Source organism: Pseudomonas sp. NFACC05-1 (assembly GCF_900100135.1).
GTDB classification, from domain to species: domain Bacteria; phylum Pseudomonadota; class Gammaproteobacteria; order Pseudomonadales; family Pseudomonadaceae; genus Aquipseudomonas; species Aquipseudomonas fluorescens_Q.
The window spans coordinates 82,507-107,867 of sequence record NZ_FMTR01000015.1; the positions used below are offsets into that span (position 1 = coordinate 82,507).

Annotated in this window: 23 protein-coding genes; 11 read left to right on the forward strand and 12 right to left on the reverse strand. The window is 62.3% G+C overall.

The window, feature by feature from the left end:
* Nucleotides 1-12: 12 nt before the first annotated feature.
* From BLO97_RS20765 to def, 7 genes are all read right to left on the reverse strand, one after another.
* Nucleotides 13-987 (reverse strand): zinc-dependent alcohol dehydrogenase family protein, encoded by a 975-nt coding sequence (locus BLO97_RS20765; RefSeq protein ID WP_092347741.1) that lies wholly within the window; start codon nt 985-987, stop codon nt 13-15.
* A 64-nt stretch (nt 988-1,051) separates the two neighbouring features.
* The gene (locus tag BLO97_RS20770; RefSeq protein ID WP_003177098.1) at nt 1,052-1,354 is read right to left on the reverse strand and encodes an ArsR/SmtB family transcription factor; all 303 of its coding nucleotides are present in this window, start codon (nt 1,352-1,354) and stop codon (nt 1,052-1,054) included.
* Between the two features lie 216 nt (nt 1,355-1,570).
* Nucleotides 1,571-1,882 (reverse strand): tetratricopeptide repeat protein, encoded by a 312-nt coding sequence (locus tag BLO97_RS20775; protein ID WP_092148831.1) that lies wholly within the window; start codon nt 1,880-1,882, stop codon nt 1,571-1,573.
* Between the two features lie 127 nt (nt 1,883-2,009).
* Nucleotides 2,010-3,383, reverse strand: coding sequence for a Trk system potassium transporter TrkA (gene trkA, locus BLO97_RS20780; protein ID WP_063323586.1), 1,374 nt, complete (start codon nt 3,381-3,383; stop codon nt 2,010-2,012).
* A gap of 24 nt (nt 3,384-3,407) precedes the next feature.
* Nucleotides 3,408-4,718, reverse strand: a complete 1,311-nt coding sequence (gene rsmB, locus BLO97_RS20785) for a 16S rRNA (cytosine(967)-C(5))-methyltransferase RsmB (RefSeq protein WP_092347744.1) — start codon at nt 4,716-4,718, stop codon at nt 3,408-3,410.
* Nucleotides 4,715-5,674, reverse strand: coding sequence for a methionyl-tRNA formyltransferase (fmt, locus tag BLO97_RS20790; RefSeq protein WP_092347747.1), 960 nt, complete (start codon nt 5,672-5,674; stop codon nt 4,715-4,717). Before fmt ends, rsmB begins: the two co-directional genes overlap by 4 nt.
* A 70-nt stretch (nt 5,675-5,744) precedes the next feature.
* Nucleotides 5,745-6,251 (reverse strand): peptide deformylase, encoded by a 507-nt coding sequence (gene def, locus BLO97_RS20795; RefSeq protein WP_003196300.1) that lies wholly within the window; start codon nt 6,249-6,251, stop codon nt 5,745-5,747.
* Nucleotides 6,252-6,420: 169 nt separating this feature from the next.
* On the opposite strand from def, the gene BLO97_RS20800 reads away from it, so the two are divergent.
* From BLO97_RS20800 to BLO97_RS20810, 3 genes are all read left to right on the forward strand, one after another.
* Complete coding sequence (locus BLO97_RS20800) at nt 6,421-7,446, forward strand: LysM peptidoglycan-binding domain-containing protein (protein ID WP_092347750.1); 1,026 nt, start codon at nt 6,421-6,423, stop codon at nt 7,444-7,446.
* An 80-nt stretch (nt 7,447-7,526) separates the two neighbouring features.
* Nucleotides 7,527-8,621, forward strand: coding sequence for a DNA-processing protein DprA (gene dprA / locus BLO97_RS20805; protein WP_092347753.1), 1,095 nt, complete (start codon nt 7,527-7,529; stop codon nt 8,619-8,621).
* A gap of 61 nt (nt 8,622-8,682) precedes the next feature.
* On the forward strand, nt 8,683-9,240 hold the full coding sequence (locus BLO97_RS20810; protein WP_014335849.1) for an L-threonylcarbamoyladenylate synthase type 1 TsaC: 558 nt from the start codon (nt 8,683-8,685) through the stop codon (nt 9,238-9,240).
* A gap of 189 nt (nt 9,241-9,429) precedes the next feature.
* On the opposite strand, the gene BLO97_RS20815 is transcribed toward BLO97_RS20810, so the two are convergent.
* Nucleotides 9,430-10,407: an NADPH:quinone reductase gene (locus BLO97_RS20815; RefSeq protein ID WP_063323591.1), complete on the reverse strand. Its 978-nt coding sequence runs from the start codon at nt 10,405-10,407 to the stop codon at nt 9,430-9,432.
* A gap of 329 nt (nt 10,408-10,736) precedes the next feature.
* Here BLO97_RS20815 and hemF point away from each other — a divergent pair, with 329 nt between their 5' ends.
* Nucleotides 10,737-11,651, forward strand: coding sequence for an oxygen-dependent coproporphyrinogen oxidase (gene hemF, locus BLO97_RS20820; protein ID WP_063323592.1), 915 nt, complete (start codon nt 10,737-10,739; stop codon nt 11,649-11,651).
* A 13-nt stretch (nt 11,652-11,664) separates the two neighbouring features.
* A complete protein-coding gene (gene aroE / locus BLO97_RS20825; RefSeq protein WP_092148848.1) occupies nt 11,665-12,486 on the forward strand; it encodes a shikimate dehydrogenase in 822 nt (273 codons plus the stop codon).
* Nucleotides 12,487-12,601: 115 nt separating this feature from the next.
* Here the strand turns inward: aroE and BLO97_RS20830 are convergent, their stop codons facing one another.
* From BLO97_RS20830 to betC, 3 genes are all read right to left on the reverse strand, one after another.
* The gene (locus BLO97_RS20830) at nt 12,602-14,170 is read right to left on the reverse strand and encodes a SulP family inorganic anion transporter (RefSeq protein WP_092221019.1); all 1,569 of its coding nucleotides are present in this window, start codon (nt 14,168-14,170) and stop codon (nt 12,602-12,604) included.
* A 307-nt stretch (nt 14,171-14,477) separates the two neighbouring features.
* A complete protein-coding gene (gene choX, locus BLO97_RS20835) occupies nt 14,478-15,398 on the reverse strand; it encodes a choline ABC transporter substrate-binding protein (protein ID WP_092347755.1) in 921 nt (306 codons plus the stop codon).
* A gap of 15 nt (nt 15,399-15,413) precedes the next feature.
* Entirely contained in the window at nt 15,414-16,928 is a 1,515-nt protein-coding gene (gene betC / locus BLO97_RS20840) for a choline-sulfatase (RefSeq protein WP_092221022.1), read from the reverse strand.
* Between the two features lie 114 nt (nt 16,929-17,042).
* Between betC and BLO97_RS20845 the strand changes: the two genes are divergently transcribed.
* Nucleotides 17,043-17,993, forward strand: a complete 951-nt coding sequence (locus BLO97_RS20845; RefSeq protein WP_092148862.1) for a choline sulfate utilization transcriptional regulator — start codon at nt 17,043-17,045, stop codon at nt 17,991-17,993.
* 84 nt (nt 17,994-18,077) lie between these two features.
* Here the strand turns inward: BLO97_RS20845 and BLO97_RS20850 are convergent, their stop codons facing one another.
* Complete coding sequence (locus tag BLO97_RS20850) at nt 18,078-18,737, reverse strand: NAD(P)-dependent oxidoreductase (RefSeq protein WP_063323598.1); 660 nt, start codon at nt 18,735-18,737, stop codon at nt 18,078-18,080.
* An 85-nt stretch (nt 18,738-18,822) separates the two neighbouring features.
* On the opposite strand from BLO97_RS20850, the gene BLO97_RS20855 reads away from it, so the two are divergent.
* From BLO97_RS20855 to BLO97_RS20875, 5 genes are all read left to right on the forward strand, one after another.
* Nucleotides 18,823-19,161, forward strand: coding sequence for a DOPA 4,5-dioxygenase family protein (locus tag BLO97_RS20855; protein WP_092221028.1), 339 nt, complete (start codon nt 18,823-18,825; stop codon nt 19,159-19,161).
* A gap of 449 nt (nt 19,162-19,610) precedes the next feature.
* Nucleotides 19,611-20,918, forward strand: coding sequence for a CitMHS family transporter (locus BLO97_RS20860; protein ID WP_092148871.1), 1,308 nt, complete (start codon nt 19,611-19,613; stop codon nt 20,916-20,918).
* A gap of 59 nt (nt 20,919-20,977) precedes the next feature.
* Entirely contained in the window at nt 20,978-21,745 is a 768-nt protein-coding gene (locus tag BLO97_RS20865) for a TerC family protein (protein ID WP_092221031.1), read from the forward strand.
* A 268-nt stretch (nt 21,746-22,013) separates the two neighbouring features.
* Nucleotides 22,014-23,672: a Na/Pi cotransporter family protein gene (locus BLO97_RS20870; protein WP_092347758.1), complete on the forward strand. Its 1,659-nt coding sequence runs from the start codon at nt 22,014-22,016 to the stop codon at nt 23,670-23,672.
* 186 nt (nt 23,673-23,858) lie between these two features.
* Nucleotides 23,859-25,250 (forward strand): M16 family metallopeptidase, encoded by a 1,392-nt coding sequence (locus BLO97_RS20875; RefSeq protein ID WP_092148880.1) that lies wholly within the window; start codon nt 23,859-23,861, stop codon nt 25,248-25,250.
* Nucleotides 25,251-25,361 lie beyond the last annotated feature (111 nt).

A 25,361-nucleotide genomic window follows, 5' to 3' on the forward strand; every position in this document is an offset into this window, starting at 1 on the left:
TAAAGTCCGCACTTACGGAATGAGCGATGGCTCGACGGCAATCGCGATTTTTCCTCGAAGACCGTTGTTGGGGCTTTCCAACCGGGCATGGGCCAGGGGAATGTCGGCCAGCGAATAGACGGCGCCGACGTGGGGGCGCAGCTGACCGCGGGCTATCAATGCGCTCAGCTCATCGAGCTTGCCGCGGTTTTGCCGGGTGAACACAAAGTGATAGCTCGCGTTCTTGCCCCAGGCCTGGACGAGGTTTTGTGGCTGGGCGATGTCCACGATCGAGACGACGCGGCCCAGTTGCGCGAGGACGTCGGGGCTGCGGGACAGTGTGTTGCCGCCGATGGTGTCGAATACGACATTCACGCCGTGGCCAGCGCTTTCCCGGAGGACAGCGTCGACATAATCTTCTTTCTCGTAGTCGATGATCACGTCGGCACCCAAGTTGCGGGCGAACTCAGCGTTTGCTTCGCGCACAGTGGTGAACACCCGGGCGCCCATGGCTTTCGCCACTTGGATCGCGACATGTCCGACACCTCCAGCGCCGCCATGGACAAGAATGCTCTCCCCGACCCTGAGCGCCGCGCGCACCACCAGCGCTTCCCACACCGTCCCGCCCACCAGGGTCAGGCTTGCGGCCTCAAGATGGCTCAGCTCGGGCGGTTTCTTCCCGACAATGCTCTCGGCCGCGACGTGGTACTCGGCATAGCTGCCTGACCCTTCAAATATTTGCGGGGTGTACCAGACTTCGTCTCCAGGCGCGAAGGTGGTCACACCGGGCCCAACGGCTTCGACCACGCCGGATACGTCGTGGCCGGTGATGGCCGGCAGTGGCACCAGGTCGGGATAGTCGCCGCGTCGAACCTGGTAATCCAGCGGGTTGACGGAAGTGGCGTGTACGCGGACCAGGACTTGTCCCGCTTGCGGAACGGGTTTGGGCACGTCGCGGAGTTCGAACGATTCAGGACCGCCGAATGATTTAAGCATCATCGCTTTCATAGTAAATCCTCGTATCGACAAAAAGGGATATCGGAATATCTCGATATCTTGTGGTAAAAAAACGCTACAGGTCTTTGCCAATGATCTCGGCGAGAGCACTGATGGTGGCTTCATTGCGTTTGTAATAGGTCCACTGGCCGATGCGCCTGACTTCGACCAGGCCCACCCGTTGCAACGTGGCCAGATAACCGGACACCGTTGACTGCGACAGGCCGATCCCTTCCTGGATACTGCTGACGCAGACGCCGACCGTGTGAACGTCACCCTCATCCTGCGGGGGGAAGTTCTTTGCCGGATCCTTCAAACCTTTCAGGATTTGGAGACGTGTCGGGTTTGAGAGGGCTTTGAATATTTCGAGTAGGTCCATGTGGCGAGGATATCGAGATTTTTCGATATGTCAATACGTGAATTGGGATAGCTCATGAGCTGGGGTTTTGAGGCTGCTTCGCAGCCTGGCGGGGATGAATCCCCTCACCACAGGGAGTTGTCTGTCGCTTGCTTGGGGGGCTGGTATTGAATATGAGTGCTTCGCACTCAAGCGGGAGCAAGCTCCCTCGCCACAAAAAGCTGTTTTTGTGTGGATTCAGGGATGGCGATCCAGTTTCTTGAGGAACACAGCCATCTCTTTCTCGGCCTGTTTGTCGCCGTGGGCGCGGGCGGCTTCGAGGCCTTGTTCCCAGGCTTGGCGGGCGGCCGGTAGGTCGCCTTGGCCTTGGTGGGCCTTGCCCAGTAGTTTCCAGGCGGCGGAGTATTTGGGGTCGAGTTCGACGCAGCGTTGGAAGTGTTCGGCGGCACGGGTGAATTCGCCGAGGTCGAGGTAGCCTTTGCCTAGGCCGAAGCGCAGCAGAGAGTTATCCACACCCTTGGCGAGCATTTTTTCCAGGGAATCGAGCATTTGAAACTCCTGCGTTCTGTTCCTGTGGCGAGGGAGCTTGCTCCCGCTGGCCTGCAGAGCAGGCCCATCTTTGGCGGCTGCTTCGCACCCGAGCGGGAGCAAGCTCCCTCGCCACAGGGCCGTGTATTCAGAAGAAGCTCAACCCCACATGGAACAGCTTCTCGACGTCGCGAATGTGCTTCTTGTCCACCAGGAAGAGGATGACATGGTCGCCGGTCTGGATCGTGGTGTCGTCGTGGGCGATCAGGACTTCTTCGTCGCGGATGATCGCGCCGATGGTGGTGCCGGGCGGCAGGCCGATGTCGCGAATGGCTTTGCCGATGACTTTGCTGGATTTGGCATCGCCGTGGGCAATCGCCTCGATGGCTTCGGCCGCGCCGCGGCGCAGGGAGTGGACGCTGACGATGTCGCCGCGGCGCACGTGGGCCAGCAAGGTGCCAATGGTTGCCAGTTGCGGGCTGATGGCGATGTCGATGTCGCCGCCCTGGATCAGGTCGACGTAGGCCGGGTTGTTGATGATGGTCATCACTTTCCTGGCCCCCAGGCGCTTGGCCAATAGCGACGACATGATGTTGGCTTCGTCGTCGTTGGTCAGGGCCAGGAAGATGTCGGCGTCGGCGATGTTTTCTTCCAGCAGCAGGTCGCGGTCCGAGGCACTGCCCTGCAACACCACGGTGCTGTCGAGGGTGTCGGAGAGGTAGCGGCAGCGCGCCGGGTTCATCTCGATGATCTTGACCTGGTAGCGGCTTTCGATGGCTTCGGCCAGGCGCTCGCCGATCTGTCCGCCGCCAGCGATGACGATGCGCTTGTAGTTCTCATCGAGACGGCGCATTTCGCTCATCACGGCGCGAATATTCGCTTTGGCGGCGATGAAAAACACTTCGTCGTCGGCTTCGATCACCGTATCGCCCTGGGGCAGGATCGGCCGGTCCCGGCGGAAAATCGCCGCGACCCGCGTATCCACATTCGGCATGTGCTCGCGCAACTGGCGCAGTTGCTGGCCCACCAGCGGCCCGCCGTAGTAGGCCTTGACCGCCACCAGTTGGGCCTTGCCTTCGGCAAAGTCGATCACCTGCAGGGCGCCGGGGTGCTCGATCAAACGCTTGATATAGTTGGTCACCACCTGCTCGGGGCTGATCAGCACATCCACCGGGATCGCTTCGTTGTCGAACAGGTCGGCGCGGGTCAGGTAGGCCGCTTCGCGCACCCGGGCGATCTTGGTCGGGGTGTGGAACAGGGTGTGGGCAACCTGGCAGGCGACCATGTTGGTTTCGTCGCTGTTGGTCACGGCCACGAGCATGTCGGCATCGTCGGCGCCGGCCTGGCGCAGCACTGTCGGGAGCGACCCGCGGCCTTGCACGGTGCGGATGTCGAGTCGGTCGCCCAAGTCGCGCAGGCGTTCACCGTTGGTGTCGACCACGGTGATGTCGTTGGCCTCGCTGGCCAGATGTTCCGCCAGCGAACCGCCGACTTGTCCTGCGCCGAGGATGATGATTTTCATCCAGTCACTCCTATCGAATCGGTCTTAACCGCGCGCGGCGGCGATCTTGATCAGCTTGGCGTAGTAGAACCCGTCGTGCCCACCTTCCTGGGCCAGCAACTGGCGGCCATGGGGCTGTTTGAGGCCGGCCTGGCTGGCGATGTCCAGTTCCCGGGCACCCGGGGTGCGGGCGAGGAAGGCCTCGATCACTTCGGTGTTCTCGGTCGGCAAGGTCGAGCAAGTTGCGTAGAGCAACATGCCGCCGACTTCCAGGGTTGGCCACAGGGCATCGAGCAGTTCACCCTGCAACATGGCCAGCGCCGCAATGTCGTCCGGCTGGCGGGTGAGCTTGATGTCCGGGTGGCGACGGATCACTCCGGTGGCCGAACACGGCGCGTCCAGCAGGATGCGTTGGAACGGCTTGCCGTCCCACCAGGTCGCGGTGTCACGGCCGTCGGCGGCGATCAGCTCGGCCTCCAGGCCCAGGCGTTCGAGGTTTTCCTTCACGCGCACCAGGCGCTTGGCTTCCAGGTCCACCGCCACCACGCCGGCCAGCTTCGGCTCGGCTTCGAGGATGTGACAGGTCTTGCCACCCGGCGCGCAGCAGGCGTCCAGCACCCGTTGGCCGGGCGCCAGTTCCAGCAGGTCGGCGGCCAGTTGCGCGGCTTCGTCCTGGACGCTGATCCAGCCTTCGGCGAAGCCTGGCAGGGCACGCACATCGCCCGGGGTTTCCAGCACGATACCGTCGCGGCTGTACTGGCACGGGATGACCGGGATACCCGCCTCGCCCAGCAACGCCAGGTAGGCATCGCGGGTATGGTGGCGACGATTGACCCGCAGGATCATCGGCGGATGGGCATTGTTGGCGGCGCAAATGGCTTCCCACTGCTCGGGCCAGAAGGCCTTCAGGGATTTCTGCAACCAGCGCGGGTGGGCGGTGCGCACCACCGGGTCGTGTTCCAGCTCGGCCAGCAGGGCTTCGCTTTCCCGCTGGGCGCGGCGCAGCACGGCATTGAGCAGGGCCTTGGCCCAGGGCTTTTTCAGCTTGTCGGCGCAGCCCACGGTTTCGCCGATGGCGGCGTGAGCGGGAACGCGGGTGTAGAGCAACTGATAAAGCCCCACCAACAGCAGCGCTTCGACGTCGGCATCGGCCGCTTTGAAGGGCTTCTGCAACAGCTTGGCCGCCAGGGCCGACAACCGTGGCTGCCAACGGGCGGTGCCGAACGCCAGGTCTTGGGTGAAACCGCGATCACGGTCTTCCACCTTGTCCAGTTGGGTCGGCAGGGAACTGTTGAGGGAGGCTTTGCCGCTGAGGACGGCGGCAAGTGCCTTGGCGGCGGCCAGACGCGGGTTCATGAGGCGTCCGTCGCTTGGCCGAGCACAGTGCCGACGGCAAATTTCTCACGGCGACTGTTGAACAGGTCGCTGAAGTTCAGCGCCTTGCCACCGGGCAGTTGCAGACGCGTCAGGCACAGCGCTTGTTCACCGCAGGCGACGACGAGGCCGTCCTTGCTGGCACCGAGGATTTCACCGGGTGTGCCCTGCCCTTCGGCGTAACTGGCCGCCAGCACTTTCAGGGCTTCGCCGTTCAAGGTGCTGTGGCAGATCGGCCAAGGGTTGAAAGCCCGCACCAGGCGCTCCAGCTCAACAGCTGGGCGGCTCCAGTCGATGCGAGCTTCGTCCTTGTTCAGTTTGTGCGCGTAGGTGGCGAGGCTGTCGTTCTGCACTTCACCTTCCAACGTGCCGGCAGCCAGGCCGGCGATGGCCTCGACCACCGCCGGCGGGCCAATGAGCGCGAGGCGGTCGTGCAGGCTGCCGCCGGTGTCTTCGGCGTTGATGGGGGTACTGACCTTGAGCAGCATCGGCCCGGTGTCCAGGCCGGCTTCCATGCGCATCACAGTCACGCCGCTCTCGGCATCGCCCGCTTCCACGGCGCGCTGGATCGGCGCGGCACCGCGCCAGCGCGGCAGCAGCGAGGCGTGGCTGTTGATGCAACCCAGGCGCGGGATATCCAGCACCACTTGGGGCAGGATCAGGCCGTAGGCGACCACCACCATCAAGTCCGGCTTCAGTGCCGCCAGCTCGGCCTGGGCATGCGCATCGCGCAGGGTCGGCGGCTGCAACACCTGGAGGCCGTTTTCCAACGCAAGTTGCTTGACCGGGCTGGGCATCAGTTTTTGTCCGCGACCGGCCGGCCGGTCCGGCTGGGTGTAGACCGCGACGATTTCGTGGGGGCTGGTCAGCAGGGCCTTGAGGTGTTCGGCGGCAAATTCGGGAGTGCCGGCAAAGACGATGCGCAGTGGCTCAGTCATGGGTAGCTCTCAATTACAAAGCAGTCGCAAAAAGAAAAAGGCTTGCCGCGGCAAGCCTTTGAAGGGGGCATCAAGCATTCTGGCGATGAAGTTTTTCCAGTTTTTTCTTGATCCGGTCACGCTTGAGGGTAGACAGGTAATCGACGAACAACTTGCCGTTGAGGTGGTCACACTCGTGCTGGATGCACACGGCCAACAAGCCTTCGGCGATCAGTTCGTAAGGCTGGCCGTCACGGTCCAGGGCCTTGATCTTGACCTTCTGTGGGCGGTCGACGTTTTCGTAGAAGCCCGGCACCGAGAGGCAGCCTTCCTGGTACTGGTCCATCTCGTCGGTCAGGGTTTCGAACTCGGGGTTGATGAACACCCGCGGCTCGCTGCGGTCTTCGGAGAGGTCCATCACGACGATACGCTTGTGCACGTTGACCTGGGTCGCGGCGAGGCCGATGCCTGGCGCTTCATACATTGTTTCAAACATGTCATCGACCAACTGACGCACTTCGTCGTCCACTACGGCCACGGGTTTGGCGATAGTGCGCAGGCGCGGGTCCGGAAATTCGAGAATGTTCAAAATGGCCATAAGCTTGATAAATGCACGTGTGAGGTAAAGTCGGGTGGCTGGCCTGGCGTGTCTTGGGATGCAGGCTACCGTTGTAAAACGTTGCTCTTGTGGAGAATAGCTCCTTAAGCAGCGAGCCACGGGGGCTCCGGCGTTTTACGCGAACGCACATAATAAAGGGATTCACCGCATGAGGAAATCACTACTCGCCCTGCTGCTCCTGGCCTCGACCGGTATCGCGCACGGGCAAGTGCAACTTCGGGAAGGTTTTCCCCAGCAATACACGGTGGTGACGGGGGACACACTGTGGGACATTTCCGGCAAGTACCTGCGCGAGCCGTGGAAATGGCCGGAGCTCTGGCAGGCCAACCCGCAGATCGAAAACCCCAACCTGATTTATCCGGGCGACACCCTGTCGCTGGTCTACGTCAACGGCCAGCCGCGCCTGACCCTCAATCGCGGCACCTCGCGCGGCACCATCAAGCTGTCGCCGCGCATTCGCAGTTCGCCAGTGGCCGACGCCATCCCGAGCATTCCACTGCAAGCCATCAACAGTTTCCTGCTGAGCAACCGCATCGTCGACACGCCTGAGGATTTCAACAAGGCCCCCTATATCGTCGCCGGCAATGCCGAACGGGTGCTCAGTGGCATGGGGGATAGGGTCTTCGCCCGTGGCTCGTTCGATGCGAACCAGACGGCGTACGGCATCTTTCGCCAGGGCAAGGTCTACACCGATCCCGAGACCAAGGAGTTCCTGGGGATCAACGCCGACGACATCGGCGGCGGCGAAGTGGTGGCCAGCGAAGGCGATGTCACCACCCTGGCCCTGCAACGCACCACCCAGGAAGTGCGCCTGGGTGATCGTCTGTTCAGCGGCGAAGAGCGCTCGATCAATTCGACCTTCATGCCCAGCGCGCCGACATCGGACATCCACGGGTTGATCCTGGACGTGCCGCGAGGCGTGACCCAGATCGGCGCGCTGGACGTGGTCACCCTGAACAAGGGCCGGCGCGACGGGCTGACCGAAGGCAATGTGCTGGCGGTGATGAAGACGGGTGAAACCGTACGCGACCGCATCACGGGCGAACGGGTGAAGATCCCCGATGAGCGGGCCGGCCTGCTAATGGTTTTCCGCACCTACGACAAGCTCAGCTATGGCCTGGTGCTGTACGCATCGCGCTCGTTGGCGGTGCTCGACAAGGTCCGTAATCCGTAACGGGTCTCACAAGTTACCAACAGAGTTATCCACAGCTTGTTCCGGTTTGTACGGGACTTATAACGGTCAAGGATGATCGCATGTCATTACCTGAATCTACGCCGGTTTCCCCTGCGGAACTGGAGGCCCGGCTACGCCTTCACCGCTTGCCGGAGCTGGGACCCAAACGTTTCATGACGCTGATGGAGGCCTTCGGCTCGGCCTCCAAGGCCATCAGTGCGCCAGCCAGCGCCTGGCGCGCGCTGGGCTTGCCGCTGGCCTGTGTCGAGGCGCGGCGCAACCCGGATGTGCGTGACGGCGCCGCCCATGCACTGGCCTGGCTGGAGCGTGCGGGCCAGCATTTACTGATGTGGGACCAACCCAACTACCCGGCGCTGTTGGCGCAGATCAGCGACGCGCCGCCGCTGCTGTTCGTCGCGGGCGACACCTCGATCCTGGAAAAACCCCAACTGGGGATGGTCGGCAGTCGGCGGGCATCACGCCCCGGCATGGACACCGCGGCGGCGTTTTCCCGAAGCCTGGCCGGGGCCGGTTTTGTCATCACCAGCGGCCTGGCCCTGGGCATCGATGCGGCGGCCCATCAGGCGGCGTTGGATGTTGGCGGGCGCACCGTCGGCGTGTTGGGCACCGGTCTGGAAAATTTTTATCCACAGCGCAATCGTCGGCTGGCGGACGCGATGATTGCCCAGGGCAGCGCGGTGTTGTCGGAGTTCCCGTTGGACGCACCGCCCCACGCCAGCAACTTTCCGCGCCGTAACCGGATCATCAGCGGCTTGTCCCTGGGCGTGCTGGTGGTGGAGGCCAGTGTCGCCAGCGGTTCACTGATCACCGCGCGACTGGCGGCGGAACAGGGCCGCGAGGTGTACGCCATTCCTGGATCGATCCATCACCCCGGGGCCCGGGGCTGCCATCAACTGATCCGCGACGGTGCGGCGCTGGTGGAAACCGTCGAGCACATCCTCGAAGCGCTGCGCGGTTGGCAGCGGTTGCCGCCGGCCTCGGAGCCCGTGCCCGTGACCCATCCGCTGCTGCGCCTGCTGCATGCCGCGCCGCTGAGCAGTGAGGCGCTGGCCGAGGCCAGTGGCTGGGGCTTGCCCAAAGTGCTGGCGGCGTTGACCGAACTGGAGATGGACGGACGCGCCATCTGTGACAACGGCCGCTGGTTTGCGCGCTAGGTTTTATGGGGAAGATCGGTAAACTGCCCACAGCCTTATTTGCGTTGCGGGAGAATCTTTCATGGTCAACAGTTGGCGTGTGCAACAAGCCGCGCGAGAAATTCGCGCCGGGGCGGTGATTGCCTATCCAACCGAAGCGGTCTGGGGCCTGGGTTGTGACCCATGGAACGAAGAGGCGGTGGAACGCCTGCTGGCGATTAAGTCGCGGCTGCCCGACAAAGGCCTGATCCTGGTGGCTGACAACATCCACCAGTTCGACTTCCTGTTCGAAGACTTCCCCGAAACCTGGATGGACCGCATGGCCAGCACCTGGCCGGGGCCCAATACCTGGCTGGTGCCGCACCAGAACCTGCTGCCGGAATGGATCACGGGGGTACATGACACCGTCGCCCTGCGGGTCAGCGACCATCCCACCGTGCGCGACTTGTGCTCGTTGGTCGGCCCGCTAGTGTCCACCTCGGCCAACCCCCAGGGTCGCCCGGCGGCGCGTACGCGGATTCGGGTCGAGCAGTACTTTCGTGGGCAGATCGACCTGGTGCTCGGCGGCAACCTCGGTGGACGCAAGAACCCCAGCGTGATTCGCGACCTGGCGACCGGTAAGGTCGTGCGCCCGGACTAGGTCTTTGTGGTGAGCTGAGGGAGCCCCCTGTGGCGAGGGGATTTATCCCCGCTGGGCTGCGAAGCAGCCCTAAAGCAGCAAACTCAATCCTCCTGACACATTGAGTTGTCTGTTTTGGGGGCTGCTGCGCAGCCCAACGGGGATAAATCCCCTCGCCACAGGGCACTTCCTCACCCTAGCGCTGTTTGCTTATGGCAAGAGAATGGTCGACCCGGTCGTGCGCCGCGCCGACAACTCGGCCTGGGCCTTGGCCGCTTCCGCCAGGGGATAACGCTGGTTGATGTCCACCTTGATCTTGCCGCTGCTGATCATCCCGAACAACTCGTCGGCCATGCGCTGCAAGTTTTCGGCGTTGTTGGCGTAAGTCGCCAGGGTCGGGCGGGTGACGTACAGCGAGCCCTTGGCCGCGAGAATTCCCAGGTTCACCCCTTCCACCGCACCCGAGGCATTGCCGAAGCTCACCACCAGGCCACGGGGGGCGACGCTATCCAGCGACGTCAACCAAGTATCCTTGCCAACCCCGTCGTACACCACGGGCACCTTCTTGCCGCCGGTCAATTCAAGCACTCGCTGTGCGACGTTTTCCTTGCTGTAGTCGATGGTTTCCCAAGCGCCGTGGGATTTGGCGATGGCGGCCTTTTCCGGCGAGCTGACGGTGCCGATCAGCTTCACGCCCAAGGCCTTGGCCCACTGGCAGGCCAGGGAACCCACGCCACCGGCGGCAGCGTGGAACAGGATGGTTTCACCACCCTTGAGTTCATAGGTCTGGCGCAGCAGATACTGCACGGTCAGGCCCTTGAGCATCACGCCGGCCGCCTGTTCGAAACTGATGGATTCGGGCAGATGAACCAGGTTGGCCTCGGGTAACACATGCACATCGCTGTAGGCCCCCAGTGGGCCGCTGCCGTACGCCACCCGGTCGCCGACCTTGAACCGCGTGACGTCCGAGCCGACCGCCTCGACCACGCCCGCGCCTTCGGCACCCAGGCCCGATGGCAACGCCGGTGGCGGATAAAGGCCGCTGCGGTAGTAGGTGTCGATGAAATTCAGGCCGATCGCCTTGTTGCTGACGCGCACCTGCTGCGGGCCGGGCTCGGCAGGCGAGTAATCGACGTACTCGAGCACTTCGGGACCGCCATGGGAACTGAACTGGATACGTTTGGCCATCTTCACTTTCTCCTTGTCGCAGTGATGCTATTGACTTAAGGCCACCGACAAACCCATGGCGAGGGAGCTTGCTCCCGCTCGGCTGCGAAGCAATCGTGATTCGTCGGCGCGGTGTGCCTGATGCGGCGCATTCGGCAAGTTTTGGGGCCGCTTCGCGACCCAGCGGGAGCAAGCTCCCTCGCCACAAGACTTTTTACCAAGCCTGCTATCGGACTCCTAAGCTTGACCGTCGTCAACTGTGGCGTGGGCAAGTGCGGTGGTATCCTGTGCGCCCATTTGCCACCGGCCCGCCATACGCCGCGTAGCGTAGCCCTGATCAAGGTGATGTCATGTCCACTCGCACCGAGGCCGTGAAAGCCTACCTGCTCGACCTGCAAGACCGTATCTGCACCGCCCTGGAAACCGAAGACGGCGGCACTCGCTTCGTCGAAGATGCCTGGACCCGGCCGGCCGGTGGTGGCGGTCGCACGAGGGTGATCGAGAACGGCACGGTGATCGAAAAGGGCGGCGTCAACTTTTCCCACGTCTTCGGCAGCGGCCTGCCACCCTCCGCCAGCGCCCATCGGCCAGAACTGGCCGGGCGCGGCTTCGAAGCCTTGGGCGTGTCGCTGGTCATTCACCCGCACAACCCGCACGTGCCGACCTCCCACGCCAACGTGCGCTTCTTTATCGCCGAAAAGGAAGGCGAAGAGCCGGTCTGGTGGTTTGGCGGCGGCTTCGACCTGACGCCTTACTACGGCGTCGAGGAAGACTGCGTCCATTGGCACCGTGTCGCCGAGCAGGCCTGCGCGCCGTTCGGCCCCGAGGTGTACCCGCGCTACAAAGCCTGGTGTGACAGCTATTTCCACCTCAAGCATCGCAACGAGCCCCGGGGCATTGGCGGCCTGTTTTTCGACGACCTGAACACGTGGGATTTCGACACCTGCTTCGCCTTCATCCGCGCCATCGGTGACGCCTACATCGATGCCTACCTGCCGATCGTACGCCGCCGCAAGCACGATGCGTTCACCGCCAAACAGCGGGAATTCCAGGAGTTTCGCCGTGGGCGCTACGTGGAATTCAACCTGGTCTACGACCGCGGCACCCTGTTCGGGCTGCAATCGGGCGGGCGTACCGAATCGATCCTGATGTCCCTGCCACCGCAAGTGCGCTGGGGCTACGACTGGAAAGCCGAGCCGGGCAGCGAAGAAGCGCGGCTGACGGAGTACTTCCTGCAGGATCGCGATTGGCTGGCGACGGCCTGAACGAGGATTGTCCATGGACCGCTACGTTGTAATGGGTAACCCGATCGGCCACAGCAAGTCGCCGTTGATCCATCGCTTGTTTGCCGAGCAGACCGGGCAAACCCTGGACTACAGCACGCTGCTGGCGCCCTTGGAGGATTTCGCCGGTTGCGCCCGAGAATTTTTCCACGAGGGACGTGGGGCAAACGTCACGGTGCCGTTCAAGGAAGACGCCTTCCGCCTGGCCGACACCCTGACCGAGCGGGCCCAGCGGGCCGGGGCGGTCAATACGTTGAGCAAACTGGCCGACGGTCGCCTGTTGGGTGACAACACCGACGGCGCCGGACTGGTCCGGGACCTGACCGTCAATGCCGGCTTCAGTCTCAAGGGCAAGCGCATCCTGTTGCTCGGGGCCGGCGGCGCGGTGCGCGGTGCCCTGGAACCGCTGCTGGCCGAAGCGCCGGCCTCGGTGATCATCGCCAATCGCACGGTGGAAAAGGCCGAATTGCTGGCCGAGTTGTTCGCCGACCTGGGCCCGGTCTCCGCCAGTGGGTTCGACTGGCTGCAAGAGCCGGTGGACCTGATCATCAACGCCACCTCCGCGAGCCTGTCGGGGGATGTGCCACCGATTGCCGCCAGCCTGATCGAGCCCGGCAAGACGGTTTGCTACGACATGATGTATGGCAAGGAACCGACCTCGTTCTGCCGCTGGGCCAGTGAGCATGGGGCGGCGGTGTCGATGGATGGCCTGGGCATGTTGGCCGAGCAGGCGGGCGAAGCCTTCTTCTTGTGGCGTGGAGTTCGTCCGGACACCGCGCCAGTGCTGGCGGAGTTGCGCCGCCAGTTGGCGCTCTGACCCCCTGTGGCGAGGGAGCTTGCTCCCGCTGGGCTGCGAAGCAGCCCTAAAATACTCGACATGACAGGTTTGCGGGCGCTTCGCACCCGAGCGGGAGCAAGCTCCCTCGCCACGGTTAATCCTCGAAGAGAATCGGGCAATTCTGCGCCCCTTCCAGCTTCTTCAACTCCTCCACCACATGCGGCCTGGCCTTGCGCAACGTCAGGCTACGCCCCTGGCCGCGCAGGCGCCGGGCTTCCTGGTGGAGCATTTCCACCCCGGAATAATCGATGAAGTTGATCTGCTGGGCATCAATCACCACCCGCGGCGCTTGCAGCCGTTGCAACCGGACTTGCAAGTAATGGCTGGCACCAAAAAAGATCGAGCCACCCACCCGTAGGATGTCTGCCCCCCCTTCGTGGGAATGGTGCACCCGCGGCTGTGAAGTGCGCTTGAGGTAAAAGAACAACGAAGCCAGCACACCGGCATAGATGGCGGTTTGCAGCTCCAGCAACAGTGTGGCCAGGCAGGTCAAGCCCATTACCACGAATTCGGCGCGGCTCACGCGGTACAACGCACGGATGCCGCGATGGTCCACCAGCCCCCAAGCGATCAGCAGAATGCTGCCGGCCATGGCCGGGATCGGGATGTGCGCGATCAATTTCGCGCCAGCCACCGCGAACAACGCCACCCACAAGGCCGAGAACACCCCGGCCAGGGGCGAACAGGCCCCGGCTTCATAGCTGAGGCCGGAGCGGGTGAAGGAACCGGCCGACAACGACCCAGAGAAAAATCCTCCAACAATGTTGGAAAGCCCCTGCGCCCTCACCTCCTGATTCGCGTCGAGCAATTGCCCGGAACGCACCGACAACGAACGGGCGATGGACAGGCTGGTGACCAGCCCGAGCATGCCCACCGCGACGGCACCGGGCAGCAGGCGCAGGATCAACTCCAGGTCCAGCGGCAGCGGCGTGAACGGCGGCAGGCGCCCGGCGAAAGCGCTGACCAGCGCCACATGCCCGAACATCGCCGGCCACAACCAGACCACCAGGCTGCTGATGACCAAAGTTATCAACAGGCTCGGCCAACGCGGCAGCAAGCGCTTGAGCACCACGCCCAGGACCAGGGTCCCCAAGCCCAGCAGCAGCGATGGCTTATCCACAGCCCCGATGTGGCTGACCAGCATCAGCAGCCCCCTCAACGCCGTGGCTTCGTTCGGCAGGTCGAGGCCCAGCAGGTTCGGCAACTGCCCCAGGGCGATGACCACCGCCGCGCCCAGGGTGAAACCCAGCACCACCGAGTGCGAGACGAAATTCACCAGTGCACCGAAACGCAGCAGCCCCAGCAACCATTGGAAAATACCCGCCAACACCGTCAACAGCAGGATCAAGGTGATGTAGTCCTGGCTGGCGGGGACGGCCAGCGGACTGACGGTGGCGTACAAGACGATGGAAATCGCCGCCGTGGGCCCGCAGATCAGGTGCCACGACGAGCCCCACAGGCAGGCGATCAGTACCGGCACGATCGCCGCATACAAGCCGTATTCCGGTGGCAAACCGGCAATCAGGGCGTAGGCAATGGACTGCGGCAACGCGAGAATCGCACCGCTCAGGCCGACAACAAGATCGCGGCCGACACTGGCGCGGGTCTGCCGGGGCAGCCAGCTCAGGAACGGAAAGAGTGAATGGCGAGTGGGGATTGCCATGGGGCCTCAAAGACTGGGTTTGGCGCAAGAGTATCAGGACAGGGCACCGCTCTCCCTGTGCCAGGGGATTTATCTGTGGCCAGGCCTGTATCTGTGGTCATGGAGATTATCTGTGGCGAGGGGATTTATCCCCGCTGGGGTGCGAAGCGCCCCCAAAACGACTGAACACAATTGACCTGACATACCGAGTCGACGCAATTTGGGGCCGCTGCGCGGCCTAACGGGGATAAATCCCCTCGCCACAGATAAATCCCCTCGCCACAGTGCTCCGCGTCACTCAGGGAGAGCACGCGGAGCAGCATGTTGGTCAGAGCTTGGCCTTCACCGCCGCCAGCGCATCCTTGCCATCCAGGGTCTTCACACCGTCCAGCCATTTGTCCAGGACCGCCGGGTTGGCCTTGATCCAGGCCTTGGCCGCGTCGGCGTTGCTGACCTTGTTGTTCACCACCTCGGCCATGATGCTGTTTTCCATTTCCTGGGTGAAGCTCAGGTTGGTCAGCAGCTTGCCCACATTCGGGCAGGCCTGTGCATAACCTTTGCGGGTCAGGGTGTAGACACTGCCCGTGTCGCCGAAGTATTTCTCGCCGCCTTTGAGGTAGTGCATTTTCAATTGCACGTTCATCGGGTGCGGGGTCCAGCCGAGGAAGGTCACGAACTTCTGTTTCTTCACCGCCCGGGAGACTTCCGCCAGCATCGCCTGCTCACTGGATTCCACCAGTTTCCACTCGCCCATGCCGAAGTCATTGGTCTTGATGATTTCTTTCAGGGAGAGGTTGGCCGGGGCGCCGGAGCCGATGCCGTAGATCTTCTTGTCGAACTTGTCGGCGAATTTGTTCAGGTCGGCAAAGTTATGCACGCCAGCGTCCCAGACGTAGTCCGGGACCGCCAGGGTGAACTCGGTGCCGTCCAGGTTCTTGGCCAACTGCGTGACGTCGCCATTGGCCACGAACTTGTCATAAAAGCCCTGCTGCGCCGGCATCCAGTTACCCAGGAACACATCCACCTGGCCATCCTTGAGGCCACCGAAGGTGATCGGCACCGCGAGGGTGTCGACCTTGGCCTTGTAGCCCATCCCCTCCAGCAGGAAACCGGTGATGGCATTGGTGGCGGCGATATCGCTCCAGCCCGGGTCGGCCATCTTCACCGTTTCGCAGCTTTGCTCGGCCCAGGCCGAAACACTGCTCAATGCCAACAGTCCAGCGGTCAGTACTGTGGATAACTTTTGCATGGCTTGCCCCTTACGTTATTGGTTTTGGCAGGGTTGTGGATAACGGGCCTTGCGCTCCAGATCGTCGAGGTCGATGTGGTTACGCATGTACTGCTGGCTGGCGTCCACCAGCGGCTGGTGATCCCAGCTCTTGAGTTTGCCCAGGGTCAGCGCCTGGGCGACGAAACGGCGGCGGCGCTGGCTGGCGAGCACCTGTTGATGAATGGTCGAAATGTCCCACTTGGCGCGCGCTTCGGCGAGAAAATCGGCGAACAGAGCCTGATGCTCAGGGGATTGGCTGAGGTTCTCCAGTTCTTTGGGGTCGTTGCGCACGTCAAACAGCAGGCACGGGTCATCTTCGCTGTAGATGAATTTCCACGGGCCGCGACGGATCATCATCAGGGGGCTGATGGTGCCTTCGGCCATGTATTCACCGAAGACTTCATCATGCCCGCCCTGCCCTTGCAGATGGGGCACCAGCGAACGGCCATCCAGCGGCAAGCCCGGTTCCAGCGTGCCGCCGGCCAGCTCCACCAGGGTCGGTAGCAAGTCGGCGGTGGACACGGCCGCGCCCACGCGGCCGCTGGCGAACTGCCCTGGGGCACTGATCAATAGCGGTACGCGGGCGGCCATTTCGAACCAGTGCATTTTGTACCAGAGGCCCTTTTCGCCGAGCATGTCCCCGTGATCGCCAGAGAACACGATGATCGTGTCGTCCAGTAGACCGGTGTCTTCCAAGGTCTGCAGCAGCTTGCCGACATTGCTGTCAATGTAGCTGCATGCGCCGAAATAGGCGCGGCGGGCATCCCGGATCTTATCCACAGGCAGCGGCTTGTCCCACAGGTCATAGACCTTCAGCAGCCGCTGGGAATGGGGGTCGAGCGTCGTTTGCGCCGGGGTCTGCGGCAAAGGGATGTCGTTGTCGTCATACAAATCCCAGAACGCCTTGGGAATCGTGTACGGGTCGTGTGGGTGGGTCATCGATACGGTGAGGCAAAACGGCTGGTCACCGTCTTCGCGGATGTGGTCGAACAGGTACTGCTGGGCCTTGAACACCACTTCTTCATCGAAATCCAGCTGGTTGGTACGCACGCACGGCCCGGCCTGCAACACCGACGACATGTTGTGATACCAACTCGGCCGCACGTCCGGCTCGTCCCAGTTCACCGCCCAGCCGTAATCGGCGGGGTAAATGTCACTGGTCAGGCGTTCTTCGTAGCCGTGCAGTTGGTCCGGCCCGCAGAAGTGCATCTTGCCGGACAGCGCCGTGCGGTAGCCGAGGCGACGCAGGTAATGGGCATAGGTCGGCACGTCCGCCGGGAAATCCGCCGCGTTGTCGTACGCACCGATCTTGCTCGGCAACTGGCCGCTCACCAGGGTGAAACGCGACGGTGCGCACAGCGGGCTGTTGCAGTAGGCGGCATCGAACACCACGCCCTCGGCGGCCAGGCGCGAGAGGTTCGGCAGCTTGATCGGCGAAGGACCGTAGATCGGCAACATTGGCGCGGCCATTTGATCGGCCATGATGAAAAGAATGTTCTTGCGCTTCATGTATTCGCGGCATTCCATAGTAGGCAGTTATGCGACATTGCTGCGATTGAGCATGTAGCCCCCGGGTTTTGGGGTAAAGCCCATGCAGGATAATGACTAGGATAAGCACAGCTTATGTATGACGCCCTGGGTAACCTGTCCCTGGAACTGTTCCGTGCCTTTGAAGCCGCAGCACGCCAACAAAGCTTTACCGCGGCGGCGATCGAGCTGGGCACCACGCAACCGGCCATCAGCCAGCAGATCAAGCGCCTGGAAGAGCAACTGGGTACGCGGTTGTTCGACCGCATCTATCGCGGGATCGAACTGACCGAGGCCGGGACCATCCTGTTCGAGCAGGTCCAGGCCGGCTTGCAGAGCATCGATGCCGGGCTGAGTGCAATCACCGCCCAGCATCAGCATGAGGTGCTGCAAGTCGCCACGGACTTCGCATTCGCCGCCTATTGGCTGATGCCGCGCCTGCATCGCTTTCACGCCGCCAACCCCCAGGTGGATGTGAGCCTGGTGACCAGCGAGCGCAACCACAACATGTTGCGCACCGATATCGACGTTGCCGTGCTGTTCGGCGACGGTCGCTTCAAACAAGGTGAAAGTCGTTGGCTATTCAGCGAAGAAGTCTTTCCGGTGTGCAGCCCGCTGTTGCTCAAGGATCGTCCCCTGCCCTTGTCCGCGCTGGCCTTGGCGGAGTTTCCATTGCTGCACCTGCGCGCGGGCAACAGCAACAGCTGGTTCGACTGGAGTGGGGTATTCCGCGAGCTGGGCATCACGTCACCACCGGCGCCCGGGCAACTGCGCTTCGACAACTACACACTACTCATCCAGGCAGCGATTGGCGGTCAAGGCGTCGCCATCGGCTGGCGGCACCTTGTGGATAACTTATTGGCCCAGGGGCTGCTGTGTCGTCCGATCGCTGAAACGGTGCTGTCGCGGCTGGGGTATTACGTGGTCTTGCCTCAGCGTAAACGGCGCGGTGTGTTGATCAGACAATTCGTCGATTGGCTGATGGAAGAACAGGCCAACAGTGCTGAATCGCTCACGGGGTTGCCGTTGCCTTCGATTGCGGTTTGAGGCCGTGGCGAAAGCCATGTTTTTGGGGCTGCTTCGCAGCCCAGCGGGAGCAAGCTCCCTCGCCACGGATGTGGATGTCGACAGCTAGTGGGCGGCCACAAAGCTGACATGCTCGCCCACATGCAGGTTCAGGCGCAGCTCATCGGCGATGCCGACCGCCACCCGGTTGAGCCGCTCCAGGGATTCGGCCATGCCGGGTTCTAGGCTGGTACTGACCTGGCTGAAATGCTCGATGCCCAAGCCTGGCGCGGCATAGGGGGCGTTGATCAAGGTCCACTGCAAGGTGCTGTTCTTCAGGGCATCGAGCACTTCTTCGGCGGCGTGGCGCTGCAAATCGTCGTCCGTCGGCTCCTCGTCGAGCATCGCAAAGTCGCCCACCAGGAACAGCCGGGGAATATTCACCGCCTGCATGCCAGCAATCAGTGCATCGACGGCCAATACTTGCTCCACCGGGCCGGGAATCAGTGTGCGCTCCACTTGTTCGCTGTTCATCGGCAACCCCGGCGCGTTCAGCAAACACACCACGGCGCTGGCACCGGCAACACTTTGCTTGACCCGCTCGGGATCGAAAAGATCACCGGTCTTGGTCCGCAGGCCCGGGCGTGGAGCCAGGGCAGTAAGATCGTCGAGAATGGCGATGACTTCGTGCTGGCGCCGCAGCATTTCAGCCATCAACGCACTGCCGAGGCTGCTCATGGCACCATAGAGCACCACTTTGATGACCGGGGTTTCGGCGTTTTTCATGGCTGTTTTCCTCTTTAATCCCGCCTGTAAAGGCTCTGACCCGCGGTAAACGGCGAGGGTTCGGCCTCTTTTCAAGGAGTGACAGATGCAGCGGATCAAGGGCTACCACGCCCACGTGTATTTCGATGCCAACACCCTCGACCAGGCGCGGGCCCTGTGCGAGGAAGCGGCGCAACTGTTTGCGCTGAAAATGGGCCGCGTCCATCAACGCCCGGTCGGACCGCATCCGGACTGGAGCTGTCAGCTGGCGTTCGACCCGCAGTACATTGGCGTGGTCTTGCCGTGGCTGGCGCTCAATCGCAAAGGGCTGGTGATTTTCATGCACCCGGAGACCGGCGATGAGCTGATCGACCACACCGAGCATGCAATCTGGATGGGGGCGGTGCGGCCGTTGGATCTTTCGGTGTTTAAGGCAAGCACCTGATTGCTTTGTTTAGACCAGAGACATGGTTCTGTGGCGAGGGGATTTATCCCCGCTGGACTGCGCAGCAGGCCCAAAGGGACAGAATGCACTCTCCAGATATTGCAGAATGACGGGTTTCAGGGCCGCTTCGCGCCCCAGCGGGGATAAATCCCCTCGCCACAGGAATGCTGCTTAATAGGTCATCATCTGCGGCTCGTCACCCATTTACCCTGCGAAAGCTTGCTGAAAGCTAGCGCGATTAGGATCACCGCACTTCCGGCAAAAGACCGGTCGGCCAAAAGCGAGTCTTCAAGGCTCATTTGGCCCTTTTAACAACAACAATGGTGATTCTGATGTCCGCTGCTACCCGTCCCGCTGCACCCACTCCATCCGCCCGTCCCGAGCTTCGCATCCTGCGCTGACCTGTCCAGTTCGCCTTTGCCCGCCGCGCCACGCCTGGAGTATTTCCCATGCTGACTTTCCTTGGCTTCGCCATGGTCATCACGTTCATGTTCCTGATCATGACCAAGCGCCTCTCCGCGCTGATCGCCTTGATCATCATCCCGATCCTGTTCGCCCTGTTCGGTGGTTTTGCACCGAAAATCGGTCCGATGATGCTCGAAGGCATCACCAAGCTCGCCCCGACCGGGGTGATGCTGATGTTCGCGATTCTGTATTTTGCCCTGATGATCGACTCCGGCCTGTTCGACCCGGCCGTGCGCAAGATCCTCAAGCTGGTCAAGGGCGACCCGTTGAAAGTTTCGGTCGGTACCGCCGTTCTGGCGCTCGTCGTTTCCCTTGATGGTGACGGCGCGACCACTTACATGATCTGCGTGGCGGCGATGCTGCCGCTCTACAGCCGTATCGGCATGAGCCCACGCATCATGGCTGGCCTGATCATCCTCGCCGGCGGCGTGATGAACATGACCCCGTGGGGCGGTCCTACTGCCCGGGCGGCCAGTGCGTTGCATGTCGATCCGTCCGACATCTTCGTGCCGATGATTCCGGCGATGCTGGCCGGTGTGGTGGCGATCCTGGCGATTGCCTACATGTACGGTAAACGCGAACGCGCTCGCCTGGGTGAATTGCATCTGGTGGGTGATGAAATCGACCACAGCGAAATCAGCGTTTCCCAGTTCCCGGACGCCCGTCGTCCGAAGCTGATCTGGTTCAACGGCGCGTTGACCCTGGGCCTGATGTGCACCCTGATCGCCGGCCTGTTGCCGCTGCCGGTGCTGTTCATGGTGGCCTTCAGTATCGCGATGATCGTCAACTACCCGTGCCTGCAACAGCAGAAGGATCGCGTTGCGGCCCACGCCGGCAGTGTACTGGCGGTGGTCGGGCTGATTTTCGCGGCCGGTATCTTCACCGGCATCCTGTCCGGCACCGGCATGGTCGACGCCATGTCCAAGAGCCTGCTGGCGGTCATCCCGGAATTCCTGGGTCCTTACCTTGCGGTCATCACTGCACTGGTAAGCATGCCGTTCACTTTCTTCATGTCTAACGACGCATTTTATTACGGGGTGTTACCGGTTCTCGCCGAAGCCGCCAGCCACTACGGCATCACGGCTGTCGAAATGGCCCGTGCCTCGATCGTCGGCCAGCCCGTCCACCTGTTAAGCCCGCTGGTTCCGTCGACTTACCTGCTGGTGGCGCTGGCCGGGATCGAGTTCGGCGATCACCAACGCTTCACCCTGAAGTGGGCAGTATTGGTTTGCCTGTGCATAATGTTCGCCGCGTTGCTGATGGGGATTTTTCCGCTGTTCAGCACTCTATAAAAGCAATGCCTGCTGCGTCGCTCGTCGGCGCGGCTTAACACTCGCTCAAAGGAACTCACATGGAATGGCTGACCAACCCGGAAATCTGGGTTGCCTTCTTCACCTTGACCGCCCTGGAAATTGTCCTGGGCATCGACAACATCATCATGATTTCGATCCTGGTCAGCCGCATGCCCAAGCACATGCAGGCGCGCACCCGGATTTTCGGCCTGGCCCTGGCCATGATCACGCGGATCCTGTTGCTGTTGTCCATCACCTGGGTCATGCGCCTGACCGCCGATCTGTTCGAAGTGTTCGGCCAGGGCATCTCCGGACGTGACCTGATCCTGTTCTTCGGCGGCCTGTTCCTGCTGTGGAAAAGCTCCCAGGAGATGTACCACGCGCTGGAAGGCGAAGATGAAACCAACGAGGCGCCTTCGGGCAAGGGCGGCAATTTCATCTACACCATCATCCAGATCGCGATCATCGACATCGTGTTCTCCCTGGACTCGGTCATCACCGCCGTCGGCATGGTTTCCCATGTGCCGGTGATGGTGGCGGCGATCATCGTCGCCGTGCTGGTGATGATGCTGGCCTCGGCGACCATCAGTGAGTTCATCGACAAGCACCCGTCGCTGAAGATGCTGGCGCTGTCGTTCCTGCTGGTGGTCGGTACCGTGCTGATCGCCGAGTCGTTCGACGTGCATGTGCCAAAAGGCTACGTCTACTTCGCCATGGCGTTCTCCCTGGCGGTGGAAGCCATCAACATCAAGATGCGCACTGCGATTGCACGCAAGCGCAAGCAGCAGGACCCGGTGAAACTGCGCAAGGATATGCCGGGTCAGTAATGGCGTGGGGCATTTGAATGAAGGGGCTCTTTGGAGCCCCTTTTTCATGCCGGTATGAAAGTGGCCCGCTCCCACAGGCCCGCGCTCGCCTGATCGATATAGGAGGCTTCAAGATCGTCGGCGTATTTCTATGACAGTTTTGTTTCAAACGATTCTTTAGCTGTGCAATGCTGGCGCCCGAACCGTTCGCCAACTACAGCTTAAGTACAAGAAAGAAGAATGTGGCATCGTCAATTTGTCCCTTTGGGACGCTAACAGGGGGCTCCTCATGCTGACCCTGCTGAATTTGCTCTCCGCCGTCGCCCTGCTGATCTGGGGCACGCATATCGTGCGTACCGGCATCTTGCGGGTCTATGGCTCGAACCTGCGCCATGTCATCGGCCAGAACATGTCCCGGCGCTGGCTGGCCTTTGTCGCGGGGATCATGGTCACGGCCATGGTCCAGAGCAGCAACGCCACGGCCATGCTCGTCACCTCGTTCGTCGGCCAGGGCCTGATGGCGCTGACCCCGGCCCTGGCGACCATGCTCGGCGCCGATGTCGGCACCGCGCTGATGGCACGGGTGCTGACCCTCGACCTGTCGTGGCTGTCGCCGCTGCTGATTTTCCTCGGGGTGATTTTTTTCCTGTCGCGCAAACAGACCCGCGTCGGGCAAATGGGTCGGGTCGGCATCGGCCTGGGCCTGATCATCCTGGCCCTGCAATTGATCGTCGAAGCCGCGACGCCCATCACCCATGCCCAGGGCGTGAAAGTGATCTTCGCCTCGCTGACGGGCGACATCCTGCTCGATGCGTTGGTCGGCGCGATGTTCGCGATGATCTCCTACTCCAGCCTGGCGGCCGTGCTGCTGACCGCCACACTGGCCGGCGCTGCGGTGATCAGCCTGCCGGTGGCCATCGGCCTGGTGATTGGCGCCAACATTGGTAGCGGCGTCCTGGCCTTTCTCAGCACCAGCATGCAGAACGCCGCCGGGCGCCAGGTGGCGTTGGGCAGCCTGTTGTACAAGCTGATCGGCCTGTTGCTGATCATTCCGGTACTCGATCCGCTGGTGGGCTGGCTGGACAGCCTGGATTTCAGCCCCCAGGAAACCGTCATTGGTTTCCATCTGCTCTATAACACCGTGCGTTGCCTGGTGCTGCTGCCCAGCGTCGGCCCCATGGCGCGGCTCTGTGCCTGGTTGCTGCCGGAACGTCCGGACACCAACGGCACGGCCAAGCCGCGACATCTGGACCCTACCGCCCTCGCCACTCCGAGCCTGGCGCTGGCGAACGCGGCCCGGGAAACCCTGCGTATCGGCGACCTGATCGAAAACATGCTCGAAGCCATGCTGGACGTGCTGCGCGGCCAGCAGACCGCGGTGACCCAGGACGTGCGGCGCATGAGCGATGACGTCGAGGCGCTGTGCAGTGCAATCAAGTTGTACATGGCGCAAATGCCCCGTGAAGACCTCAGCGAACAGGACAGCCGCCGCTGGGCGGAGATCATCGAACTGGCGATCAACCTCAAATTCGCCAGCGACCTGATCGAGCGCATGTTGCGCAAGGTCCAGCAACAGAAGACCTCGCAACGTCGCTCCTTTTCCGACGTGGGCCTGGAGGAGTTGGCGGGGCTGCACAGTCACTTGATCGCCAACTTGCGGCTGGGGCTGTCGGTATTCCTCAGTGCCGACCGGGAAAGCGCCCGCCAGTTGCTGCGTGAGAAACGTCGCTTTCGGGCGCAGGAACGGCGCATGGCCCATGCCCACGTCAGCCGCTTGCAGCGCAAGGTCGTGCAAAGCCTGGAGACCAGCTCCCTTCACTTGGAGCTGATTGCCGACATGAGGCGCCTCAATTCGCTGTTTTGCGGCAGTGCCTATGTGGTCCTGGAGACCGCCGAGATAGGCGCACTGGCGGCGGATGAAATTAGCGACATTACCCATTCGCCGTGAACGACTGGCGCATTGGTCAGTCAGTAACATTGGCTCGGGCCTGAAACCGTTCACCGGCCCGCCTGCTCCCGTTGTCATGAATACCGCATAGATTCGATAGGGGGAGCGAGCCGACTCCGGGCGACGATCCGCCGATGACGGCCTGCCCGGCACCATGGACCTCCACTCAGCCGCCAGGAAGCCCTTATGCGTTGTCTGTTGTTCGCCTTTCTTTTACTCGGCTCACTGCCCGTGGTCGCCCTGGACCGGTTCCAGGTCGAAGGCTATACGTTGCCCAACGGCATGCAGCTGATGCTCAAGCCGGGCAGCGAGCGCGGGCATGTGGCGATCCGCCTGGTGGTCGGCGTGGGCCTGGACGACTTCAGTTGCGCCGACAAGGAACTGCCGCATCTGCTCGAACACCTGCTGTTCAGCGGCGTCGATGAGAGTGGTGAAGGCGGCCTGGAAGAGCGCATGCAGGCCTTGGGTGGCGAGTGGAATGCCTTCACGAGCAACGCCGACACCACGTTCGTGATCGAGGCGCCGGCACGCAATCAACGCAAGATCCTGGACCTGCTGCTGGCGCTGTTGACCCGCACCCGCATCGATGAAAAAGCCCTGGAGGCGGCCAAGCGGGTGGTTGAACGCGAGGACGGCGGCCACTACACCCACCTGCAACGCTGGCTCGATCACCAGGACCTGGGCCACAAGGCCAGCAACCAGTTGGCGGTTGAGCTGGGCCTGCGCTGCGCGGAACGGGCCGAGGTCGGGCGCCATACCCTCGCCCGACTCGAACAAGTGCGCAAGGCCTGGTATGCACCGAACAACATGACCCTGATCGTGGTCGGCGACCTCGACCGACTGTTGCCGGCCTACCTGGAGCGCGCCTTTGGCGAACTCGAGCCGGTGGAGCCCAGCCCACACGAGGCGCTGCCACAGATCCGCTACAAGGCGGTCACCAAGCGCAACCTGATCCATGGCCTGGTCGGCAATAGCGCCAAGCTTCATTGGCTGTTCCCGGAGCCGGTGCTGGATGAGCAGCATGACGAAACCTTCGACCTGCTCAAGGATTACCTGGACTGGGCGCTCTATCGCCAATTGCGCCTGGCCCGTGGCTTGTCCTACGGGCCGTGGACCGAACGCGAGGTGTTCGGCGGCGTCGGCTTCTTCAGCCTGAACGCGGACCTGTCCCGCGAAGACTTGCCCGAAGCCGAACAGGCGCTGGAAGAACTGCGCAAGAGATTGCTCAAGGATGGCCTGGACCCCGCCGATTTCGTGCGCATCAAACGTGCAGCCATTGCCCATCAGTCCTGGGCGGTTCAAGGCAACAGCGCACTGGCCGATTACTACTGGGGCGCCCTGGGCGATTATGAAGACGGCCGTTTCGCCAACCCGGCCCTGCGCCTGCAGGAGGTGAGCCTGGAACAGGCCAACGTGGCCCTGCGCGAGCTGCTCAAGGACCCGGGTTACCTGCGCATCGAAAAGCCGTTGCTCAGTGACGATGAGCTCGTCTGGGGGCTGGGCGGTCTGCTGGGGGTGCTGTTGCTTGGGTTGGTGGTGTGGCAAGTGCGTCGGCGGGCCCGACCAGAATCTGGTTGATCCGCCCTGGGGGAGCTTGCTCGCGATGACTCCAGCCCAGGGCAACTCAAATCCCGTGGCGAGGGAGCTTGCTCCCGCTCGGCTGCGCAGCAGGCGCAAACCGGGCGATGC

Coding starts and splice junctions, on each gene's coding strand:
- dprA (WP_092347753.1), top strand. CDS start 7,527: ATGTCATTACCTGAATCTACGCCGGTTTCCCCTGCGGAACTGGAGGCC.
- BLO97_RS20845 (WP_092148862.1), top strand. CDS start 17,043: ATGTATGACGCCCTGGGTAACCTGTCCCTGGAACTGTTCCGTGCCTTT.
- BLO97_RS20855 (WP_092221028.1), top strand. CDS start 18,823: ATGCAGCGGATCAAGGGCTACCACGCCCACGTGTATTTCGATGCCAAC.
- hemF (WP_063323592.1), top strand. CDS start 10,737: ATGTCCACTCGCACCGAGGCCGTGAAAGCCTACCTGCTCGACCTGCAA.
- rsmB (WP_092347744.1), bottom strand. CDS start 4,718: ATGAACCCGCGTCTGGCCGCCGCCAAGGCACTTGCCGCCGTCCTCAGC.
- BLO97_RS20775 (WP_092148831.1), bottom strand. CDS start 1,882: ATGCTCGATTCCCTGGAAAAAATGCTCGCCAAGGGTGTGGATAACTCT.
- BLO97_RS20850 (WP_063323598.1), bottom strand. CDS start 18,737: ATGAAAAACGCCGAAACCCCGGTCATCAAAGTGGTGCTCTATGGTGCC.
- trkA (WP_063323586.1), bottom strand. CDS start 3,383: ATGAAAATCATCATCCTCGGCGCAGGACAAGTCGGCGGTTCGCTGGCG.
- aroE (WP_092148848.1), top strand. CDS start 11,665: ATGGACCGCTACGTTGTAATGGGTAACCCGATCGGCCACAGCAAGTCG.
- BLO97_RS20830 (WP_092221019.1), bottom strand. CDS start 14,170: ATGGCAATCCCCACTCGCCATTCACTCTTTCCGTTCCTGAGCTGGCTG.
- betC (WP_092221022.1), bottom strand. CDS start 16,928: ATGAAGCGCAAGAACATTCTTTTCATCATGGCCGATCAAATGGCCGCG.
- choX (WP_092347755.1), bottom strand. CDS start 15,398: ATGCAAAAGTTATCCACAGTACTGACCGCTGGACTGTTGGCATTGAGC.
- BLO97_RS20865 (WP_092221031.1), top strand. CDS start 20,978: ATGGAATGGCTGACCAACCCGGAAATCTGGGTTGCCTTCTTCACCTTG.
- BLO97_RS20875 (WP_092148880.1), top strand. CDS start 23,859: ATGCGTTGTCTGTTGTTCGCCTTTCTTTTACTCGGCTCACTGCCCGTG.
- BLO97_RS20765 (WP_092347741.1), bottom strand. CDS start 987: ATGAAAGCGATGATGCTTAAATCATTCGGCGGTCCTGAATCGTTCGAA.
- BLO97_RS20800 (WP_092347750.1), top strand. CDS start 6,421: ATGAGGAAATCACTACTCGCCCTGCTGCTCCTGGCCTCGACCGGTATC.
- fmt (WP_092347747.1), bottom strand. CDS start 5,674: ATGACTGAGCCACTGCGCATCGTCTTTGCCGGCACTCCCGAATTTGCC.
- BLO97_RS20860 (WP_092148871.1), top strand. CDS start 19,611: ATGCTGACTTTCCTTGGCTTCGCCATGGTCATCACGTTCATGTTCCTG.
- BLO97_RS20770 (WP_003177098.1), bottom strand. CDS start 1,354: ATGGACCTACTCGAAATATTCAAAGCCCTCTCAAACCCGACACGTCTC.
- BLO97_RS20870 (WP_092347758.1), top strand. CDS start 22,014: ATGCTGACCCTGCTGAATTTGCTCTCCGCCGTCGCCCTGCTGATCTGG.
- def (WP_003196300.1), bottom strand. CDS start 6,251: ATGGCCATTTTGAACATTCTCGAATTTCCGGACCCGCGCCTGCGCACT.
- BLO97_RS20810 (WP_014335849.1), top strand. CDS start 8,683: ATGGTCAACAGTTGGCGTGTGCAACAAGCCGCGCGAGAAATTCGCGCC.
- BLO97_RS20815 (WP_063323591.1), bottom strand. CDS start 10,407: ATGGCCAAACGTATCCAGTTCAGTTCCCATGGCGGTCCCGAAGTGCTC.